The sequence below is a fragment of the Nostoc sp. T09 genome (assembly GCF_002154695.1).
Taxonomy (GTDB): Bacteria; Cyanobacteriota; Cyanobacteriia; order Cyanobacteriales; family Nostocaceae; genus Aulosira.
Map to the genome: position 1 here is coordinate 1 of NZ_MTAV01000059.1, position 22,851 is coordinate 22,851.

The 22,851-nt window shown below is 42.5% G+C and carries 11 protein-coding genes; 10 read left to right on the forward strand and 1 reads right to left on the reverse strand.

Annotated elements, in window-relative coordinates:
- Positions 1-108: 108 nt before the first annotated feature.
- The 7 genes from BV372_RS14075 to BV372_RS14105 all read left to right on the forward strand — a co-directional run bounded on the left by BV372_RS14075 (position 109) and on the right by BV372_RS14105 (position 17,693).
- Positions 109-2,139: an amino acid adenylation domain-containing protein gene (locus tag BV372_RS14075; protein ID WP_086687130.1), complete on the forward strand. Its 2,031-nt coding sequence runs from the start codon at positions 109-111 to the stop codon at positions 2,137-2,139.
- 12 nt (positions 2,140-2,151) lie between these two features.
- Positions 2,152-7,074 carry a type I polyketide synthase gene (locus tag BV372_RS14080; protein ID WP_256973211.1) on the forward strand — a complete coding sequence of 1,641 codons (4,923 nt, stop codon included), beginning with the start codon at positions 2,152-2,154 and terminating at the stop codon, positions 7,072-7,074.
- Positions 7,075-7,634: 560 nt separating this feature from the next.
- Positions 7,635-8,774: an acyltransferase gene (locus BV372_RS14085; RefSeq protein WP_256973212.1), complete on the forward strand. Its 1,140-nt coding sequence runs from the start codon at positions 7,635-7,637 to the stop codon at positions 8,772-8,774.
- Positions 8,775-8,843: 69 nt separating this feature from the next.
- Positions 8,844-13,379: a non-ribosomal peptide synthetase gene (locus BV372_RS14090; protein WP_086687133.1), complete on the forward strand. Its 4,536-nt coding sequence runs from the start codon at positions 8,844-8,846 to the stop codon at positions 13,377-13,379.
- Positions 13,376-16,420, forward strand: a complete 3,045-nt coding sequence (locus BV372_RS14095) for a condensation domain-containing protein (RefSeq protein WP_086687134.1) — start codon at positions 13,376-13,378, stop codon at positions 16,418-16,420. The genes BV372_RS14090 and BV372_RS14095 overlap by 4 nt, the downstream gene beginning before the upstream one ends.
- Before the next feature lie 242 nt (positions 16,421-16,662).
- Positions 16,663-16,944 carry a hypothetical protein gene (locus BV372_RS37600; protein WP_256973213.1) on the forward strand — a complete coding sequence of 94 codons (282 nt, stop codon included), beginning with the start codon at positions 16,663-16,665 and terminating at the stop codon, positions 16,942-16,944.
- A 113-nt stretch (positions 16,945-17,057) separates the two neighbouring features.
- Positions 17,058-17,693, forward strand: a complete 636-nt coding sequence (locus tag BV372_RS14105) for an IS982 family transposase (protein WP_256973214.1) — start codon at positions 17,058-17,060, stop codon at positions 17,691-17,693.
- 72 nt (positions 17,694-17,765) lie between these two features.
- On the opposite strand, the gene BV372_RS14110 is transcribed toward BV372_RS14105, so the two are convergent.
- Entirely contained in the window at positions 17,766-18,971 is a 1,206-nt protein-coding gene (locus BV372_RS14110) for a 3-dehydroquinate synthase (RefSeq protein WP_086687135.1), read from the reverse strand.
- Positions 18,972-19,496: 525 nt separating this feature from the next.
- Between BV372_RS14110 and BV372_RS14115 the strand changes: the two genes are divergently transcribed.
- The 3 genes from BV372_RS14115 (at position 19,497) to eboC (ending at position 22,694) form a co-directional block, all read left to right on the forward strand.
- On the forward strand, positions 19,497-20,378 hold the full coding sequence (locus BV372_RS14115) for an EboA family metabolite traffic protein (protein ID WP_086687136.1): 882 nt from the start codon (positions 19,497-19,499) through the stop codon (positions 20,376-20,378).
- 122 nt (positions 20,379-20,500) lie between these two features.
- Positions 20,501-21,409: a TatD family hydrolase gene (locus tag BV372_RS14120; protein WP_086687137.1), complete on the forward strand. Its 909-nt coding sequence runs from the start codon at positions 20,501-20,503 to the stop codon at positions 21,407-21,409.
- 328 nt (positions 21,410-21,737) lie between these two features.
- Complete coding sequence (gene eboC, locus BV372_RS14125; RefSeq protein ID WP_373270767.1) at positions 21,738-22,694, forward strand: UbiA-like protein EboC; 957 nt, start codon at positions 21,738-21,740, stop codon at positions 22,692-22,694.
- The last annotated feature ends 157 nt before the right edge of the window (positions 22,695-22,851 follow it).

The following is a 22,851-nucleotide window of genomic DNA, read 5'->3' on the forward strand; positions in this document are numbered from 1 at the left end:
CCCTGTTCCCTGTTCCCTCCCTACGTAAATAATTTCAGTAATCAAATCGGATTGCTATATAAAGACCACATATTTTCTAGAAAAATATATTTTTTGAAAAATTTCAACATGGAATTAATAACTAATTCATTAGCTTCAACTGAAAACGAATTATTTATCAAGGAACATAAAACCTCATTATCAGAACACAATCCAGAACAAGATAGCTTCAGATTATCTATCTTAAAAGAATCCAAAGAACGCCAGTTACTAGCAAAGTGGAATGATACCCAAACTGATTACCCCAAACAAGTGTGTATTCATCAGTTGTTTGAAGCGCAAGTAGAGAAAACACCTGATGCTGTAGCGCTAGTATTTCAAAACCAGCAGGTTACCTATCGAGAGCTAAATTGCCGTGCTAATCAAGTAGCACAATATCTGCAAACACTAGGGGTAGGTGCAGAAGTTCTGGTGGGAATCTGCATAGAACGCTCGATAGAAATGGTTGTAGGGCTTCTAGCCATCCTCAAAGCAGGTGGAGCTTATGTACCACTAGATCCAGGGTATCCGCAAGAACGTTTAGCTTTCATGCTCTCAGATACTAATGTGTCGGTACTATTAACTCAAAAAGAACTAGTTGCCAAATTACCTACTCACACCGCATCTATAATTTGCTTAGATACAGATTGGCATGAAATCGCTCAAAATAACCAAGAGAACCTCTCCACTTACATCACTGCTGGCAACTTAGCTTATGTGATGTATACTTCAGGTTCTACAGGTCAACCCAAAGGTGTTTGTGTCATTCATAGTGGTGTAGTTAGGTTAGTCAAAGAAACTAATTATGCTCAATTAACAGACGAAGAAATAATTCTGCAACTGGCTCCTATCTCCTTTGATGCTTCAACTTTGGAGATTTGGGGCAGCTTACTTAACGGTGGAAGATTAGTAATTTGCCCTCCTAATACACCATCTTTAGAAGAATTAGGGCAGATTATTCAGCAACACCAAGTTACAACTCTTTGGCTGACAGCTGGTTTATTCCACCTCATAGTTGATGAAAAAATAGATGCTTTAAAATCCTTGCGTCAACTTTTAGCGGGTGGTGATGTCTTATCTGTTCCCCATGTAGACAAGTTTCTCCAAACATTAAAGAACTGTCAGCTAATTAATGGTTACGGCCCTACTGAGAATACAACTTTTACCTGTTGCTACACTATAAAATTACCACTGCAACCAGGCGCTTCTATTCCGATTGGTCGGCCAATTGCCAATACCCAAGTTTATATATTAGATGACAACCTCCAACCAGTAGCGATCGCAGAAGTTGGCGAGTTGTACATTGCTGGTGATGGACTCGCTAGAGGCTATTTAAATCGTCCCGATTTGACTGCTGAAAAATTTATTTCTCACTCCTTTGATCGCAATTCAACAACACGCCTTTACAAAACTGGCGATTTAGCGCGTTATCTTCCAGATGGCAATATCGAATTTCTAGGACGAATTGATAATCAAGTAAAAATTCGTGGTTTCCGAATTGAACTTGGGGAAATTGAAAGAGAAATTGCTCAACATCCTGATGTTCGGGAAAATGTTGTTTTAGCACGTCAGCAAGAAACAGGCGAAAAGCAGTTAGTTACGTATATTGTTCCCCATCAGAAAAGTAAATATACGCATAATCAATTGCGTAGCTTTTTACAGCAACGACTACCTAATTACATGGTGCCATCAGCGTTTGTAGTGTTAGAATCACTACCTTTAACTGCAAACGGCAAAGTAGATAGACATAAATTACCAGCACCAAGTAGAGAACGTCCGCAACTCGAACAAGCGTATATTGCTCCCCAAACCGATTTAGAACGTCAGCTTGCAGGTATTTTGTGCGATTTGCTGAAAATTGATCGCGTTGGGATTGATGATAATTTCTTTGATTTAGGAGCAACTTCCATTTCTATTCTCCAAGTTACTGCGCGGGTGCAACAGGAATTTAGTACCGAACTACCTGCGGTGAAGCTATTTCAATATTCAACAATTGGCGCGTTAGCAAAGTATTTGCAATTACAACAGAACAGCCAACCTTCTTATGACAAGCTGCAAAGTCGCGCCCAACGCCAACAAGCAGCTCGTACTCGTCGCCGTAATCATCAACAAGGTGTTTAAGCAATGGTGAATATGCAAGCATCGGATAATCAAGATCCCATTGATGGTGTTGCCATTATTGGTATGGTAGGAAGATTTCCTGGCGCTGGAAATGTCGATGATTTATGGCGCAATCTGTGTGAGGGAGTAGAGTCAACAACTTTTTTTCAAGATGAAGAACTAGATCCCAGTATTGACCCGAACCTTTGCAAAGATCCAAGCTACGTCAAAGCTAGAGGAACCATCCCTGGGGGGGAAACATTTGATGCAGCCTTCTTTGGCATCAATCCCGCAGAAGCTGTGGTGATGGACCCACAGTCCAGAGTTTTCTTAGAGTTGGTGTATGAAGCCCTAGAAAATGCTGGTTATCAATCAGAGTCTTTCGACGGTTTGATTGGTTTATATGCTGGTTGTGGTCAAAATACTTATTTTGCTAACCACATTAGTGGCCGGATGGAAATTGTCGATCGCATCGGTGAATTCCAGACGATGCTAGCTAATGAAAAAGACTTTTTAACGACTCGTGCAGCTTATAAGCTCAACTTGAAAGGACCGGCTGTCAGTGTAAATACTGCTTGTTCTACTTCTTTAGTAGCAGTTATTCAAGCTTGCCAAGCTCTCAGCAACTATCAATGCGATATGGCTTTGGCTGGTGGTGTATCTATGACTACACCCCAAAATAGCGGTTATATAGCTCAAGAAGGCAGTATGCTCTCTGGTGATGGGCATTGTCGCCCCTTCGATGCTAACGCTCAGGGCACAATGTTCAATAATGGCGCAGGAGTGATTGTCCTCAAGCGTTTAGAAGATGCACTGCAAGATGGCGATCGCATCTATGCAGTAATTCGGGGGCTTGGTATCAATAATGACGGTGGTGATAAGGTGAGCTTTACCGCTCCCAGTGTAGACGGACAAGCAGAAGCCATTGCAATGGCGCAAGCTTATGCCAACTTCCACCCAGAAACCATCTCTTATATTGAAGCTCACGGTACAGCCACACCTTTAGGCGACCCAATTGAAATTGAGGCGTTAACGCAAGCTTTTCGAGTGCATACAGATGCTAAACAATTTTGTGCGATTGGTTCAGTTAAAAGCAATGTCGGGCATTTAGTAGCGGCGGCTGGGGTAACGGGTTTAATTAAAACTGCGCTCTCGCTGTATCACAAAAAGCTACCCCCAAGCTTGAATTTTACAGCGCCAAATCCCAAGATTGACTTTGCTAATAGCCCCTTCTATGTCAATACCAAACTAGTGGAATGGACAGAAGGTGAAACTCCGCGCCGTGCCGGTGTGAGTTCTTTTGGTGTAGGTGGGACGAATGCTCATGTAGTTCTGGAAGAAGCCCCACAAATTCAACATTCAGGCCCATCCCGCCCACAGCAGCTATTGTTGCTCTCAGCAAAAACAAGTACAGCTTTAGATGCTGCAACAGCAAATTTGCAGCAACATCTACAATACAACGCCGAAATTAACTTAGCCGATGTTGCTTATACTCTACAGCAAGGACGCAAAGCCTTTAACTATCGGCGCTACATAGTTTGTCACAACACAGCAGATGCGATCACCGCACTACAATCTTTAGATCCCAATCAAGTAAATCCCCGTCATACCGAAATCCGCAATCCCGCCATTGCTTTCATGTTCCCCGGACAAGGATCGCAATACGTCAACATGGGACTGAATCTCTACAACCGCGAACCTGTGTTTCAAGAAGTCGTAGATCAATGTGCGGAAATCCTCAAACCTTTGCTGGGTAAAGATTTACGAGAAATCATGTATCCCGCACCAGGAGATACTGAAACTGCGGCTATCTCTCTACGACAAACCTTCTTTACTCAGCCAGCATTATTTGTGATTGAATACGCATTAGCACAACTGTGGCAAAGTTGGGGAGTCAAACCCCAAAGCATGATAGGTCACAGTATCGGTGAATTTGTCGCCGCCTGTATTGCGGGTGTATTTAGCTTAGAAGATGCGCTGATGTTGGTTGCAACTCGCGGTCGCTTAATGTGGGAGTTACCGGGAGGAGCTATGCTCTCAGTCCGCCTCCCAGCCAAGGAGGTAGAACCACGATTAAGTTCGGAATTAGCGATCGCAGCAATTAACGGCCCTTCCCTATGTGTAGTCTCTGGCCCCACAGAGGCGATCGCATCGCTGCAAAAACAATTAGAAAGCGAAGAGATTGTCTGTCGCCATCTTCATACCTCCCACGCTTTCCACTCCCCAATGATGGATAGTATTGTGGCTCCCTTCGCAGAGGTAGTTGGACAGGTCAAATTATCAGCACCTCAAATTCCCTTTGTTTCTACAGTTACCGCCAACTGGATTACAGATGAGCAAGCCACCGATCCGATGTATTGGGCGAATCATCTCCGCCAAACTGTGCGATTTGCTGAGGGCGTACAAACTCTATGGCAACAACCAGAACGGGTACTGTTAGAGGTGGGACCACGCACCACAACTTCAACCCTAGCCCGCCAACAAGCAAAAGATATTAAACAACAAATTGCGATCGCTTCTCTGGGTGATAACGCCGATAAAGAAGCCGAATGGACTGCATTACTCAAAGCGGTAGGACAACTGTGGCTAGCAGGGGTCACTATTGACTGGAGCAATTTCTATCAAGACGAAACGCGCCAGCGCATTCCTTTACCTACTTATCCCTTTGAACGCCAACGTTTTTGGATTGATCCGCTACCCCATCCCAACCGCACCGTAACTACTCAACTTCCAAATCCCTTAAGTTTAGAAAAGACCAGCACTATGACAACATCTCCTCAGCAAAAGCTCATTCCCTTGCTCAAAGAAGTTATCGAAGAAACCTCTGGATTAGAAATCGCCAGTATTGATGAATCGACAACGTTTTTAGAAATGGGATTAGACTCCTTATCCCTAACGCAAGTTGGGCTAGCGTTGAAGAAAAAATTTAAAGTCAAGGTGACACTAAGGCAGTTACTAGAAGTTTGTCCAAATTTAGGAACTCTAGCTAACTCGATCAATCAAGCTTTATCTCCCGAAACTTTATCCGCACTAGGATTCACAGAAACCGTTGCAGAATCCACTCCAGAAGCATCATTGCCAATATCTGCAACTACATCACCAATAGTGCATCAAGTTCCTCAAAATGTATCTGCTCCTCAAATTGCTGCTCAACCTGTTGCATCCGGTTTCCTCGAAACTGTGATTAATCAGCAGCTACAAATCATGACTCAGCAATTGGCGTTATTGGGTAACAATAATTTATCCCTAACAATGCCAGTTGTATCGACGGCATCAACTCCGCAAAATAATAGTGTCAAGCCGCAAAACGCTGTAACTGTCTCTTCAAACCAAACCAGCAAAGAACCAGAAGCAGCGGTAGAAGCTGAGTCAAATGGTAGTAAAAAAGTATTTGGTGCAGCAGCGCGAATTGAAAAGACCCAGACTAAAACTCTCACAGCCTCACAACGTTCTTATCTAGACAAATTTATCCAAAGATATACACAACGGACGCAAAAATCCAAAGAATATACGCAATCTCATCGCCGTTATTTGGCAGATCCTAGAAGTGTTTCTGGGTTTAACCCAACGATGAAAGAGATGGTTTACCCGATTGTGGTATCTCGTTCATCAGGTTCTAAACTTTGGGACATTGACGGTAATGAATATGTCGATTTAAGTAATGGCTTTGGGTTGAATTTGTTTGGTTGGTCGCCAGCTTTCATTACCGAAGCAATTGAAGCACAACTAAAACTTGGTATGGAAATCGGCCCCCAAACTCCTTTAGTGGGAGAAGTAGCACGGCTGATGTGTGAAGTGACCAACTTTGACAGAGCAGCCTTTTGCAACACAGGTTCAGAAGCCGTTCTGGGAGCGATGCGGATGGCACGCACAATCACAGGGCGTAATTTAATCGCCATCTTCTCCGGAGCGTATCATGGCATTTTAGATGAAGTGATTGTTCGTGGTACTAAGCAACTCCGGTCAATTCCCGCTGCTCCTGGTATCCCACCGGAAAAGGTAGAGAACATTTTGGTGCTAGATTATGATTCACCTGAGTCTCTAGAAATTCTCAAAAGTCGGGCTGATGAATTAGCAGGGGTGATGGTGGAATCTGTGCAAAGCCGTCGCCCAGAATACCAACCTAAGGAATTCTTGCAGCAATTGCGTGATTTCACGGAACAGGCTGATATTGCTCTAATTTTTGATGAAATCGTGACTGGATTTAGAATTCATCCCGGCGGCGCTCAAGCTCATTTCGGTATCAAAGCCGACATTGCGACCTACGGCAAGATTGTCGGCGGTGGGCTACCAATTGGAGTCATTGCTGGCACATCAAAATATATGGATGCTCTAGATGGTGGCTTTTGGCAGTATGGCGATGACTCGGTTCCAGAGGTTGGTGTCACTTACTTTGCTGGTACATTCGTCCGCCATCCCTTAGCACTAGCAGCAGCAAAAGCAGTACTGCAACATCTAAAGCAGAGTGGCCCTAGCTTACAGCAAAATCTCAATGCCAAAACTGATAAGTTTGTAGCAGAACTGATGGGATATTTCCAGCAAGTTCAAGCACCCTTTACAGTCCATAATTTCGGCTCCCTATTTATGGTGAAGCCTGCATCAGACTTCCTCTACGGAGATTTACTCTTTTACTTGCTGCGGGAAAAGGGAGTGCATATTTGGGATCACCGTCCTTGCTTCCTCACCACAGCCCATACCGAAGCCGATTTGGCTTTCGTCATGACAGCCTTTAAGGAAACTCTTGCCGAAATGCAGGCTGCTGGCTTCTTTGCTGCACCACCTGTAGAAGTAACAAACCGCAGCCAAAATGGAGTTGTCGTTACTAATAACAGCCTCCGCAATCGCCCACCCCAACCTGATGCCAAATTAGGACGCGATCCGCAAGGTAACCCCTCTTGGTATATTCCCGATCCTGAGCGTCCTGGGAAATATTTACAAGTCGCAAGTGTTTCCTAAAGTGCTTTAAAAAATGGCGTTGCTGAGTGAAAGTATGAATTAGTCTCACGCAAATAAGCAAAGAATCGTTGTTTAGGCATATCAAAAAATGTCAATTCATACTCAGATTCAGCAACGCCAAAAAATCAATCGCACATAAATATATTGAGAATCAGTAATTTTTCTAAATAGTAAATAAGTAGAACGGTGCAAATAAATCAAAGTATGTAACGAAAAGTAAAGTCGCCTAAAAACCTCTTCCCTTCTGCCCTCTGCCTTCTGCCTTGTCATAACGACAATTTTTAACACCGACCTACTTACTCATTCATCAAGGTTTTGTATGTCAGTTGAGAATCTACGTGAAACTAGTTCAATTAATTCCCATCCGAAGCTTCCCGAACAAATCCTTCAAGCTGACTCTTCAGCTTTTCGGTAAAATTTTAACTGTTCTCATTTCATGTTTTCTCATAACCTGGCGGGACACCCTTTGTTTGAGAATGTAAAGCTGTAGAGTGGGCAATGCCCACCAAAAAACCGAAATATTTTTAAATTTTTAAAATAATTAAATAGCAAAATTATTAATGTATAAGCATATCAAATCGCTTACTTCTTTACGCGGTATTGCTGCCTTGGTTGTTGTTATACATCATTTCTCTTACTACACTTTACCTAAAACTGGTTCAACTTTATCAGCCTATAGCGACTTTTTTCGCAATGGATATTTGTGGGTTGACTTTTTCTTTATTTTGAGTGGTTTTATCATGACCCACGTTTATGTCGGAGATTTCGTATCAAAAGTAAGTTTAGATAACTACCGTTCTTATTTATTCTCGCGTTTTGCCAGAATTTATCCTTTACATATATTTATGCTGTCTCTATTTGTGGGATTAGAAATAGTAAAAATATTCTTACTCAATAATCCTGGTTTTACTGGTAAATTTAACTTAACAGCCTTGTTTGCCAATATTTTTCTTCTCCAAGCTTTTGACCTCAATTGCCCACCTTTATTTTGGTGCAATACTTATTGGAATGAACCTGCTTGGTCAATTAGTGTAGAGTTTGTGATTTACTGTATATTTCCCTTTTTATTATTTTTTATATTAAGAAATAGTTATAAAAATGATTGGATGATTTATTTTTCCACTCTCTTGGGTATATTATTATTAGTCGCTTTTACCCGTGGGAATTTAGATAGTATTATCGGTGTGCCTTCGATAGCTAGATGCGGTTTAGAATGCGTGCTTGGCATTATCACTTACAAAGCCTATCGTCGAGGCAATTATCAAAAGTATTTCAACTTAAATTTATTGGCAATAATATCTATAACTTGGATAATTGTGATTATGCATAATTACTGGCATCATTGGCGTAGCGTTCATGATTGGCTAATCTTACCAGCTTTTTCTTTACTAATTTTAGCTGTGGCTGTCAGTAACAATAGTATGATATCAAAAATTCTAAATTCACAACTAATGCTATATATCGGTACCATATCTTACTCAGTTTATATGGTTCACTGGTTAATTCAAGAAGTAATAAAACTATTCTGGGCTTATGAATTTAACGAGATTTTTGGAAAAAGTTTTACTAACTATGAAGACTTGCTAGCTTTAGGGGCGTTTCTGATGATTACTTTATTCGTTGCATCATTCACATATAGATTCGTAGAAGTTCCTATGCGTAATTATTTAAAGTCAAAACTCTTAGCTACCCAGTATTGAAATTTAGTAGTTTATCAATATCAAATCCCATACACACACATTTAATAATCTGAAAAATAAGAGATTTTTATGACGTTATCACCTGTAAATTTTCAATCCACATTAGCTGCTGTTGATTTTGATCCCTTTGCAGAGGGAGAATTACTGTTAACCGCCCCTGCTACTGAATCTCAAAAAGAAATTTGGGCTTCTGTACAAATGGGAGATGCTGCCAATTGTGCTTATAACGAATCCCAATCTCTGCGACTCAAAGGCGAACTTGATGCCACAGTTTTCCAGTCTGCACTGCAACAGTTAGTCCAACGTCATGAAGCACTAAGGACAACTTTTAGCACGGATGGCAATACACTTTGCATTGTTGACTCCCGAAAAATTGAAATTCCAATTATTGATATTTCTAGCCTAGAACCGCAGGAGAAACAGGAAAAATTAGCTAGTATCTGGCAACAAGAAGTAGAACAACCTTTTGATTTGGAACATGGCCCCTTGTTCCGGGCACAAATTGTCAAATTGCAGCCGCAAGAGCATCTAGCTATTTTGACTGCCCATCATATTATTTGTGATGGTTGGTCTTGGGCAGTACTGATGCCAGATTTGGGTCTACTCTATTCTGGTTTGCTACAAGGTATTGTTCCAGAATTAGACGAAAGCGATCGCCTAAGTGATTATGCAATTTTGCAAGAAGAAGAGGTAGATAGTCCAGAAGCGATCGCCACAGAAAAATACTGGTTGGAACAATTCGCTGACTCTGTACCTGTACTGGATTTCCCCAGCGATCGCCCTCGCCCACCAATCAGAACTTTTAACGCCGCCCGCGAAGATTGGCAGTTAAATCCCCAACTAGTTGCAGATCTCAAACAACTAGGGACAAAACTCGGTTGTAGCTTCATGACTACTATCCTGGCAGGATTCGAGGCCTGGCTACAGCGTATCACCGGACAAAACGACTTAGTTGTAGGTATTCCAGCCGCCGGACAAGCTGCTTTAGGGCAATATAATCTCGTAGGTCATTGTGTAAATTTACTACCCCTACGTAGCCAAATTAATGGCGACAAATCTTTTAGTGAGTATTTGCAAACGCGGCGCTCAACTGTCTTAGATGCCTACGATCATCAACAATTTACCTTTGGCAGTCTGGTCAAAAAATTAATATTGCCACGAGATTCTAGCCGCATTCCTTTAGTACCAATTGTATTTAATGTCGATCAAGCTTTAGACAGCGAGCAACTTCCCTTTGCCGAGTTGGAGGTAGAATTTTTCTCTAATCCACGGGCATTCGAGAATTTTGAACTGTTTATCAATGCTACGGAATTACATGGTCAAGTTATCCTGGAATGCCAGTACAACACTAATTTATTTGATGCTGAGACTATCCGCCGCCGGATGGCAGAGTTTGAAACTTTGTTATTGGGTATAGTTGCTAACCCCAATCAAAGTATTGCAAAATTGCCTCTACTGTCGGTAAATGAACAAAACTTGTTAGCAGCATGGAACAATACAACAGCTACTTATCCTGAGAATCTGTGCATTCACCAACTATTTGAAGCGCAGGTGGAAAAAACTCCAGAGGCGATCGCGGTAGTATTTGAAGGCCAGCAATTAACTTACCAAGAACTCAATCAGCGTGCCAATCAGTTAGCCCATCATCTCCAAAGCTTGGGTATTGGGCCAGAGGCACTAGTGGGTTTGTGCGTCGAACGCTGCTTAGAAATGGTAGTGGGAGTATTAGCAATCCTCAAAGCTGGGGGAGCATACCTACCTTTAGATTACACTTATCCCCAAGAGCGTTTAGCTTTCATGTTGCAAGATGCTCAAATACCAGTGTTGTTGACACAAAAGCATCTCCAAAACAGCCTACCCCAGCATCAAGCCCAAATCATTTACCTTGATGCTAACTGGCAAAGCAACCAAGCACCATTACCAAATCCCAGCAGTAATGTCACACCCGATAACTTAGCCTACCTCATCTATACATCTGGCTCCACAGGTCAACCCAAAGGTGTGCAAATTGAGCATCGGAATGCCGTTAATCTTCTCTACAGCATTCAGCAAGCCCCTGGATTAACCGCTAAAGACACTCTGCTTTCAGTTACTAGCTTATCCTTTGACATTGCTGTATCAGAAATTTTTCTTCCCCTGAGCGTTGGGGCGAAATTGGTATTAGCCAGTCGTGCAGCTGCTGCTGATGGCAATCAACTATTAAAACTGCTCACCACCCACAATGTCACCTTTATGCAGCCTACACCCATTACTTGGCGACTGCTACTAGCGGCAGGATGGCAGGGTAGTCCGCAGTTGAAGATGATTTCCACAGGGGAAGCTTTACCCAGAGAACTTGCCAACCAATTGTTACCCCAGGGTGCAGCACTGTGGAATCTTTATGGCCCTACAGAAACCACAATTTGGGCTACTGGTTGTCAAGTTACCACAGGTGACAAACCAATTAGCATCGGTCGTCCTATAGGCAATACCCAGACTTACATTTTAGACTCCCATTTACAACCCGTTCCCATCGGCATCCCAGGTGAGTTGTATATCGGCGGTTCAGGACTAGCCAGGGGATATTTAAACCGCCCGGATTTGACTAACGAAAGATTTATCCCCAATCCCTTCAGTGCAGATCCCCAATCACGTTTATACAAAACTGGCGATTTAGTTCGCTACTTGCCCAACGGAGAGATTGAATATCTCGGTCGCATCGATTATCAAGTCAAGGTACGAGGTTTTCGGATCGAATTGGGTGAAATTGAAGCTGTGATGGCGCAACATCCGGCTGTGCAGGAAGCAGTTGTTGTCGTCCGCGAAGATATCCCAGAGGACAAAACTTTAGTTGGTTACTTAATTGCTAAACAAGCATCTGATGTTGATTTGTCGGGGAATGCGGCTATCAGTAGTCAACACGTCCAAGACTGGAATCAACGGTGGGACTTACTCTATCAATCAGCTTTAGATAATACTTCGGGAGAAGCTTTACAAAACCAAACTCTCAGTGATGTTGCAATCATCAAACAGTTCACTAATCAAGATGGTTTTGAACAACAAGCCCAAGAGTGGTTAGAGCAAACCTTAGAGAGAATTTTAGCTCTTAAGCCTAGTCGGGTGATGGAAATTGGGTGTGGAACTGGACAGATATTGCTAGAAGTTGCACCGCAATGCACATACTACATGGGAACAGACTATGCAGCCCCAGCCATCCAAGCATTGCAACAACAACTACAAACATCCCAGAAAAACTTACCAGAGGTTGTTCTAGACCATAGGCCAGCTGATGATTTTCGCGGCATTGAGGCAAATGCTTTCGATACAGTGATCATTCACTCAGTCGTGCAGTATTTTCCCAACGCTGATTATTTATTGGGAGTCTTAGAAAAAGCTGTTGCGGCAGTCAAACCAGGTGGTTGGATTTATATTGGTGATGTCCAGAGTTATGGACTGCTGGAAACTTACCATACGATGGATCAGCTTAAGCGTTCACCGGAATCGATGTCAATTAATACATTCAAGAGTGTTGTAGAAAATCGAGTCCGCAATGAGGATGAACTTGTTGTTGATCCAGGTTTCTTCTATGCCTTGAAACAGCGAATTCCAGCGATCGCACATATTGATTGCCAACTGCGTCGGGGTAGCTTATGGAATGAAACCACCCAATTTCACTATGATGTGTTCTTGTACATTGGCACACCAGAAAATCTCAACTCTGCACCGACATGGCACGATTGGCTGGATGAACAATTAACCCTAACTGAAGTCCGTCGAGTTTTGGAAGCCACTCAACCTGAATATTATTGCCTGAGCAGAATTCCCAATGCTCGGATTCAAAAAGAGGTGCAAGCTTTAGCATTGCTCAAACAAGACCAGACATTGGCAACAGTGGAGGAATTACAAGTAAAACTGGAGATGATTTCAGCAGGCATTGATCCTGAGCATCTCTGGGGTTTAGGGAAAGACTTACCCTATGCAATCGATATCAGATGGTCAGACACCGCCAAAGATGGCTATATGGAAGCAGTGTTGATCCGACTAGATCAGCAAGCAAGACAGGCTATTAACATCCCATCTCCCCAGTCCCAGCCAACAGAATTGTTGTCTTGGGCTGCTTATGCCAATAGCCCCATGCTCAAACAAGCTGAGAATGACCAACTGATTCCCGAATTACGCCAATTCCTCAAAGGGCGACTACCTGAATACATGGTGCCGACAACATTCATGATCCTAGAAGCTATGCCTCTTACGCCTAATGGCAAATTGGATCGTAAAGCCCTACCTAAACCGGAGCGCGTCCGCCTAGAGCTAGAAGGTAATTATGTAGCACCTCGTACCCCCACCGAAAAGCAAATTGCTGAAATTTGGACTCAAGTTTTACGGCTAGAGCGTGTTGGTATTCACAACAACTTTTTTGAACTGGGTGGACATTCTCTACTAGGAATCCAAGTGGTTTCTCGACTGCGCCAAGCCTTGCAAGTAGAAATCTTGATGTCCAATTTATTTGAATTACCAACGATAGCAGATTTGGCTCAACGAGTAGAAACTCTGCGTTGGGCAGCCCAAGGTGTTCAGGCTGGTAAGAGTGAAACAGCAGATGATTATGAGGAAGGCGAGCTATGAAAACATTGGATGAACTACTATCTGAGCTACGTCAGCGAGATGTGCAACTATGGCTAGAGGGAGAACGCTTACGCTATCGGGCGGCCAAAGACAGCCTCACGCCAGAATTACTGGCAGAGTTAAAAACGCAAAAAGCTGAAATCATAGATTTTTTACGACAAATTACCACAGTCGCCAGTTCACCGATTCCCCCAATTGTAGCTTGTGAACGGAATGGCAACTTGTCGCTTTCTTTTGGTCAGCAACGGTTATGGTTTCTCCATCAGTTTGAACCTGATAGTTCCTCAAATAATATGCCAATTGTGGTGCGTTTTAAAGGGAATTTGAATGTTGCTGTCTTAGAGGAAAGTCTCAAAGAAGTTGTGCGTCGCCATGAACTCCTGCGGACAACTTTTCCAGCAGTGAATGGAAACCCTACCCAAGTCATCGCCATCGATGTTTCCTTGACGCTGCCTATAATTGACTTGCAGCAAGTACCAGATGAACAACGGGAGGCGGAAGCTCATCTCCTGGCAACTAAAGAAGCTCATCAACCCTTTGATTTGGCCAATGGTCCAATTTTGCGGGTGATGCTACTACGGTTGAGTGAGCAAGAACATCTGTTGGTCTGGAATATGCACAGCATAGTTTGTGATGGAGCATCGGCTGATCTGTTCTATCAAGACTTGACTACCATATATAAAGCCTTCTCGTTGGGTAAAGCTTCTCCTTTACCTCCCTTAAAGGTGCAGTATGCTGACTTTGCCCATTGGCAACATCAGTGGCTCCAGGGAGAGTTTTTGGAGTCCCAAGCAAAATACTGGAAGCGAAAGCTAGAAGGCAATTTACCCATCATTGAGTTACCTTACGATCATCCCCGTCCTCACGGTGTACAGACCTATAAAGGCGATCGCGCTGCTCTGCTGCTGCCAAAGGCGCTCAACCATGCTTTGACAGATCTAAGTCAAAAGTGGGGAGTAACCCTCTTCATGACTCTGCTGACAGTGTTTGAGCTATTGCTCTACCGTTATTCTGGACAAGAAGACCTACTAATTAGCTTTGCCAGTGCAGGTCGGGGACAAGTTGAAACCGAGGGGCTGATTGGATTTTTTTCTAATACCCTTGTACTGCGAAGTAACTTAGCAGGGAACCCAACTTTCCGACAATTGTTAGACCGAGTGCGTCAGGATTGCTTAGAGGCTTATACCCATCAAGATCTACCCTTTGAGAAGCTAATTGAAGAACTTAAACCAGAACAAAGAAGTCGCAATAGTTCGCCTTTATTTCAAGTAAAATTTTCCCTCAATCCGCCTTGGTCGAATGGTCGTGGTATGGCATCGGTAGAGTTGCCTGATTTGACTATCACTGCGCTGTTTGGTTACATATATCATGGCAAGACCAAATACGATCTGACATTGGTCTTGCGAGAACAGGATAATGGTCTAGGCATGGTATTTGACTATAATGCCGAGATGTTTGATGCCATTACCATAGAGCAGATGTTGGGAAACTTCAAAACTTTACTCGAAGGTATCGTTGCTAATCCCGATCAGCCAATTTCTGAATTACCTCTGTTGACAGTACCGGAACAACAAAAAATTCGCGGCTTTTGCATTGAATTGGCAGAACTTGAGACAACTTTGACTCAATATCCAGGCGTAGAAAACACTGTAGTAATTGCCAGAGAAGAAAAGCCTGGGGATAAACGTCTAGTTGCTTATCTCGTTCTCAAACAAGGTGAGAATAGGGAGACTTTTGTTAGCGATAAACTACTGAGTTTTCTCCAGCAAAAGCTACCTGAGCATCTGTTGCCTTCTGTCTTTGTCATCCTAGATTCTCTGCCATTAAATACTAATGGTCAAGTTGATCGCCAAGCCTTAGCTGCTCTTAATCCCACTAATTCTAAAATAGAAAAAACCTTTGCCACCCCAGAAGACCCATTGCAACTTCAGCTAACAGAAATCTGGGAAAATGTTTTAGGTATTCATCCAATTGGAATACAAGACAACTTTTTTGATATAGGTGGAAACTCACTACTTGCAGTACGTCTGTTTTCTCAGATTGAAAAGATATTTGGTCTAAATCTGCCCTTAGCTATTATTTTGCAATGTTCAACCATTGAGCAATTAGCTAATATTATTCGCCAGCAAGGATTTTTACCAGAAAGCCATAATAAACATAAGAATTCAATTATTAAGGTTGAGAGTAGCACTAGCATCAACTCAGGAAAATCGATACCTTGGTCATCACTAGTACCATTTCAGCCTAACGGTTCCAAACCACCTCTATTTTGTATCCATGCTATTGGTTTAAGTGTCTTATACTACCGAGATTTAGCACTCCATTTGGGTGAAGATCAACCATTTTATGCGCTACAAGCGCGAGGATTGGATGGGAAACAAGCTCCCTTTACCAAGCTTGCGGAAATGGCAGATCATTACATCAAAGAAATACAAACTATTCAACCTGAAGGCCCTTATTTTTTGGGTGGCTCCTCCTTTGGTGGACTAGTAGCTTGGGAAATAGCTCAACAACTAGTCAAGCAAGGTCAGAAAGTAGCGTTTTTAGCTTTATTTGATACCACTGGACCAAATTATGTTAAACAAGCGCCATTACAAAAACGAGTTTCTCACCATTGGGATAACCTTGGAAAACTTGGGACTAATTACGTGCTAGAGCAAATCAGGAACAAAGGCTATTGGCTGAAGTATAAACTACAAGAAAATTTCCAAAAGCTGGCCTTTAAATTGTCCTTAAAAATTTGGCGGACAGTACCTTATAACTACCGTAAATTAGCAATCGAAGAGGCCAATAAACAAGCAGCAAGAGATTACGTTCTACAAGTTTATCCAGGCCGAGTCACTGTATTCCGAGCCGAAGAGCGCTTTGCATTGGAAAAACGAGAGGTAGACTCCAAAATGGGTTGGAGTGAAATGGTCTTAGGAAGGTTGGATATTCAAAATGTCCCAGGAAATCACGACTCTATTTTTAGAGAACCCCATGTCCGAACTCTATCTGAAAAAATGAGGATTTGTATAGATCAAGCTATTGCGGACACCTAAACTTTATTGGAGTTATCCAAAATATAATCCAAGTACAAAAGTGGTAGAAAGTGAATTTTACTTTCTACCATTGCTGTAAAATGACGTGAGTTCGACGGATAGGAAAGCGCAAAAAGCTTGCTATGTATGAATCTGGTCAACTGGACAGACAAAAAGGCGATCGCTACGATTGAGAATCGTTGCAAAAGTGACAAACAAAGGCCGAGACTAAAAATATCTTAAGAAAAATCAAGGTCTCGGCTATGTCTACCATTGTATCCCGCCTCGATATTACGCAAATTTTCTGTGACATAGATGATTTCTGCAATCAATGGGAAAGCTTGTGGCAGCAAGTACCACAGCTACCATCAACAACAGGAGAACGGCGTAGTAAATCAAGGATGCATTTATCAGAGGTGATGACAATAGCCATTGCATTTCATGGTAGTGGTTATAAGACTTTCAAGGAGTTCTACACGTTGCATGTGTTAGAAAGCTGGCGTGGAGCATTTCCCAACTTGGTGAGTTATATCATGTCCGGTTGAACACTTGTCATTGCGAGCGAAGCGAAGCAATCCCAACACCTTTGCGATTGCTTCGCTTCGCTCGCAATGACATATTGCAACTGATTTAGCGGACATGATATTACACCTGGTTTGTGGAATTGATGCCTTGGTGTTTAATGTTATTGTGTTGTTTCTTACATACACGCACGGGAGAGGTTACGGGGATTAGTTTTATTGACTCAACCCCGATTGAAGTTTGTCATCGATGCCGCGCACACGCACACAAGGTATTTAAAGGATTAGTCAAATGGGGTAAAAATTCTGTGGGTTGGCACTTTGGTTTTAAACTTCATTTGATTATTAACGACTGTGGAGAATTGCTTGCATTCAAGCTGACTTCGGCAAACGTTGATGACAGAGTGCCAGTCCCAGCTATGACAAAGGATCTAATTGGTAAACTATTTGGCGACCGAGGATATATCTCCCAAAAATTATTTGAAGAATTATATGGACGGGGATTACAGTTAGTTACCAAATCCAAGAAGAAGATGAAAAACCGCTTGGTAAAACTGATTGATAAAATTCTTTTACGCAAGCGAGCAGTCATTGAGTCGGTCAATGACCATCTGAAAAATATGTGTCAAATAGAACATTCTCGACATCGTAGTATATTTAACTTTTTGGTCAACTTGATGGCTGGTTTGGCTGCTTACACCTATCTGCCCAAAAAACCCTCAATTGACATTTACCCAAAAGATTTGCCTGCACTGCCTCCTGCCGTTTTTTAGTGCCGTCGAACTCACGTTAAAATGATTAATTTCCTGCCCCCATTTTGCTCTTTTTTTAATTGGGAGGTCCTATCAGGAATGGGAAAGTTCCCAATCTTGTACCATCGAAATAGCTTTTTTGTAAACACATAAATCGACTTGGTGAACTTCTATTCCTTGTCCAATTCCCTGAAGAAGAGTAATTGACAATTTTCCACCTAAGTGTTCGCGGAACTCTGTAATTCCTCTAAATAAGTGATGAGGATGATCTGGTTGATGTAATTGCTCTGTCAGTGCAGATAAGTACAAGGTAAATCCTAATTTCTTAAGTGTACCTAAAATACTTTGCCATTCTAATTGTGATAGTAGCCCAGTTAAATAGGAATAGGTGCTGTCTAAAGCAATACCGATCGCAACGGCTTCGCCATGACGTAATTTGTAATCTGTAACATGTTCTAATTTATGAGCTGCCCAATGTCCAAAATCCAAAGGGCGTGATGAACCCTTTTCAAAGGGGTCGCCACTAGTGGCAATATGCTCTAAGTGCAATTGGGCACAACGATAAATTAGCTTTTCCATCGCTTTCAGATCGCGGGCAGCTAATTTATCCGCATAAGTCACAATGAACTGAAAGAAATCTGCATCTTTGATTAGTGCTACCTTCACGGCTTCTGCAATACCCGATCGCCAATCGCGATCGTCAAGACTAGTGAGAAACTTAAAGTCATTTAATACTGCATAAGGCGGCATAAATGTGCCGAGAAAGTTTTTCTTGCCAAAAGCATTAATTCCGTTCTTTACTCCTACACCCGAATCGTTTTGTGCTAATACTGTAGTCGGCACCCGTAGCAGTCGAACTCCTCGGTGAGCTGTTGCCGCTGCATATCCTACCATATCCAATAAGGCTCCACCCCCAATCCCTAATACATAGGAGTGGCGGCATAATCCGTCTGCATCGATCATCTGATGAATTTGTTCTACAAATCTTGGTTCGTTCTTAACTATTTCTCCACCCGGAACTATGATAGGCTCATCAATTAAATTTATGACATCTGCATAAAACTGGGCATAAATTGATATTTGATTTAATAACCCATGCTGATGTTTTAACAATCCTCCATCTACTATTGCTAGAACTTTTTTTGGGCTTATGTCTCCATCTGCGGCAATCACCTGCGCTAGTAAAGGATTGTCTATCTGAAACAGACCATTAGTAAAGTGAACATCATAGTTAAAGTTGACACAAACAGATTGCTTAATTGATTGCAGTTTAACAGCAGGCTTGTGTGTAATTAGCATTTCAATTTAATTATTTTTAAGTATTATTTTCAAAGTTTTGATTTTTAGCATCTACTAAAAGATGCATCTAAATTCTGATGATAAATCATCACAAAAAATGCGTTTCAGTATTAAATGTACTGAAATGCTTTAGAGAAATTGTAACTTCGCTCAGAAAGTGGTTTAACTGGATTTAATTGATATTATATGCAGTTAAGAAACACATTATTACTTGAATCTGCCTCAGGCTTTAACTTTGGGTTTTGAGTTTAGCTCTAAATATGGTTGTTGAAGTAAGAAGTAAAATTATTCTATATAAAATAGCTTTATATTTTAACGGTTCACAACCTCAACTTTACATTATCTTATCTAAAGCTTAGAGATTTTTGTAGATTTAGTAAAGTTTGAAAGTATTCTTTTTATACATCTCAGTAATTTTCCTATATTAAGAAAAATATTCTCTGAGTTAATAAATTATTTTTTTAATGGGCGAATTTTAACTTGAGTTTGTCATAGAAAACACTTAAGGACTTTTTTGCATTAATCATGAGTAGCGTAAACAAGTTGTTGCATGACTGGCTAGGACAGTCTATTTCCGAAGAAGCACTAGCTTGGCTGGAACCAAAACAGGCACAGATTGCCAACGGCGCTCCTGAGCGGGTATTTTTCACGTCTTTTAGTGCTGTACCGCGTTATTTAGGTAAAGATAATTTGCAGCTAACACCCCAAGACTTAGCAGCAGCCCATGACCTCGTTCCTGGTTGGTTTCCTGGTGATTGGACTGTAGATCAAGCGGGTCGGACACTCTTGGTACTTGCTTTACCTCACAATCATACCGAGGATTACGTGCGATCGCTCGATCAAGTTTACAGTACAGCGGATATGGGGGAGTTGATTGCGCTGTATCAAAGTTTGCCCCTGTTGCCTCATCCAGAGCTATATCGCCAACGCGCTGCTGAAGGCATTCGCAGCAATATGAGTAATGTTTTTCAAGCCATAGCACTACGTAATCCTTATCCGGCAGATTATTTAGACAATATTGCTTGGAATCAAATGGTGTTGAAGGCTTTGTTTGTCGGGAGTCCTTTGCATCTGATTTGGGGTTTAGATCGCCGTGCTAACCCAGAATTGGCAAGGATGTTGGCAAACTATGCCCATGAGCGTTGGGCTGCTAAACGTCCAGTTTCACCAGAACTTTGGCGAGCCGTAGGAGCGTTTGCCGATCGAGCAATTATTGCAGATTTGGCAAAAGTGCTAGCAGATGGAGACATAGCTGAACAACAAGCAGCAGCTTTAGCCTGCTCTCAATCTCCTTTACCCGAAGCGCAAGCACTGCTCTCACGTTACCCAAAGTTGCACTCAGCTATTCAACAAGGTGAACTGACTTGGAGTAATTTTAGCCGCGATCGCCAGGCAGTCTGCAAATAACACCAAATGTTCATAGTCAAGAGTCAAGAGTCAAAGAAATATTGACAGCCTCAACTAGCAATCTCTGCTCTATTTCTCTGTGCCTCTGTGGTTAATTAATTTCTTAGAAATCCCTAGTTTTTATGATGTTTATCGATCCTCACATTCACATGTGTTCCCGTACCACCTACGATTACCTAATCATGCGGGAATATGGTATTGTCGCCGTCATTGAACCATCTTTTTGGTTAGGACAACCGCGAACAACGGCTGGCTCGTTCAAAGACTACTTTAGCAGTCTTGTTGGGTGGGAGAGGTTCCGTGCTAGTCAATTTGGCATTCAACACTACTGCACCATCGGCCTCAACCCCAAAGAAGCAAATAACGAAGCCTTAGCAGCAGAAGTTATGGAACTGTTACCGCTTTATGCTTGCAAAGAGGGAGTTGTTGCCATTGGAGAAATTGGCTATGACGACATGACAGAAGCAGAAGATAAATACTTTTGCCAACAATTAGCATTAGCCAAAGAACTCGATATGCTGGTATTGATTCATACCCCCCACCGTAATAAAAAGGAGGGTGCCAGCCGCAGCATGGATCGTTGCATTGAATATGGACTAGATCCCTCACAAGTAATTATTGACCACAACAACGAAGAAACCGTTGAAGAAGTTTTAAAACGAGGCTTTTGGGCAGCTTTCACAATTTACCCGAAAACTAAGATGGGTAACGCCAGAATGGTAGAGATTGTCCGTCAGTATGGATACAATCGCATCATTGTAGATAGTAGTGCCGATTGGGGTGTTAGCGATCCATTAGCAGTCCCGAAAACAGCTAAATTAATGCTAGAAACAGGCATTCCAGAAGAATATGTACGAGCAGTATGTTACGAAAATGCTCTATTTGCTTATGGTCAAACTGGTCAAATAAAAGCATCAGACTGGCTAAATGCTGAATCTACCGATCAGCGTCAGATGTTCAACGGTAATTCTGTTTTACGGGGACAGGAACCAGGGATTAAGTCAATTGCAGACTATGTGCTGATTGAGTAGAAGGATTGGGGATTAGGGGATGAGGGAGACAAAGAGACGGGGGGACGCGGAGAATAAAAAATGACAAAGAGCAAAGTCTAGCCCGTTGTATGGTGTTAGCGTAGCAGTAGCGACGTCAGAGCGTTGGCAGCCCAGTCTTGGGGAGCCAGTGCGTTGCGGAGGTTCCCTCCGTTGTAGCAACTGGCGTGGTTTTCCCCTATGAGCAACTGCTGAAGGGGTTGCCGCAGGCATCAGACGGCAGTTCCTTTAAGCGGGGTAACCCCGCCAACAGACTGCCTCAACTTTGTAACAGAGGACAAATGACAACTGACAAAAAGGAAACAAACCAGTGAATGTTGCAAGTTTGAATTTTCAACACTGGCGGGGGTATTTAGAGTTGATGCGCCCAGCTAACATTGTTACTGCTTGGGCTGATATTCTAGTTGGCTTTGCCGCCTCAGGCTCCGGAGTTATTTTTGCTCAATTACTCAACGGTCAAGCAACTGCTACCAGTTTAATTCCCTTAGCTTGGTTGTTATTGGCTACAACTGGTTTATACGGCGGCGGTATAGTTTTTAATGATGTTTTCGATGCCGAATTAGATCAAAAAGAGCGGCCATCTAGACCAATTCCTAGCGGTCGTGTATCTCGGCAAAATGCGGCTTTATTGGGGAGTATATTATTGGCGATCGCAATTGTGGCAGCTTTCCAAGTTTCTTGGTTGAGTGTCATCTTAGCTTTAGTCATTACTTTTGCAGCGTTACTGTATGACTCACTGGCCAAGCATCATCCCTTTTTTGGCCCATTGAATATGGGTTTGTGCCGTGGCAGCAACTTATTATTGGGAGTAAGTGCTGTACCTGCAATCGTCTGGGAACGTTGGTATTTAGCGCTGATTCCTGTACTTTACATTGCTGCAATCACCGCAATTAGCCAAGGAGAAGTTCACGGCGGTAAAAAAATTACGGGAATAGTGGCAGTACTGTTAATTGCAATAGTCCTGACAGCAGTTGTAGCTTTGGGATTTTTTGTAGAATATAGTGCGTACCCGAAAGGGGTTGTCGAAGACATCGCCGCTTTACCATTCGCTGCTTTATTAGCTGTGCGAATCTTGCCTAATTTTATCCAAGCTGCCCGTGAACCAGTACCGGAAAAAATCCGAAATGCAGTAAAAGTCGGGGTATTGTCTCTAATTATCTTAGATGCAACAGTTGCGGCTGATTTTGCGGGTTTATCTTACGGTTTGTTAGTGCTAATTTTGCTACCCATTTCAATGTCATTTGCCAAAATATTTGCTGTTACTTAGAGTCAACAAGGCAGTCTCGATGAAAAAATTTCATCGCTATGTATAAAAAAGGGACAAGGTGAGACAGCGCTGCGGGAGGGGAGCGGCTGCGTTGGACGGGTTTCCCGGCTTGTTCGCTGTTCGGCGGAGCCGTTCCCGTTCCCCGTTGGGCGTAGCC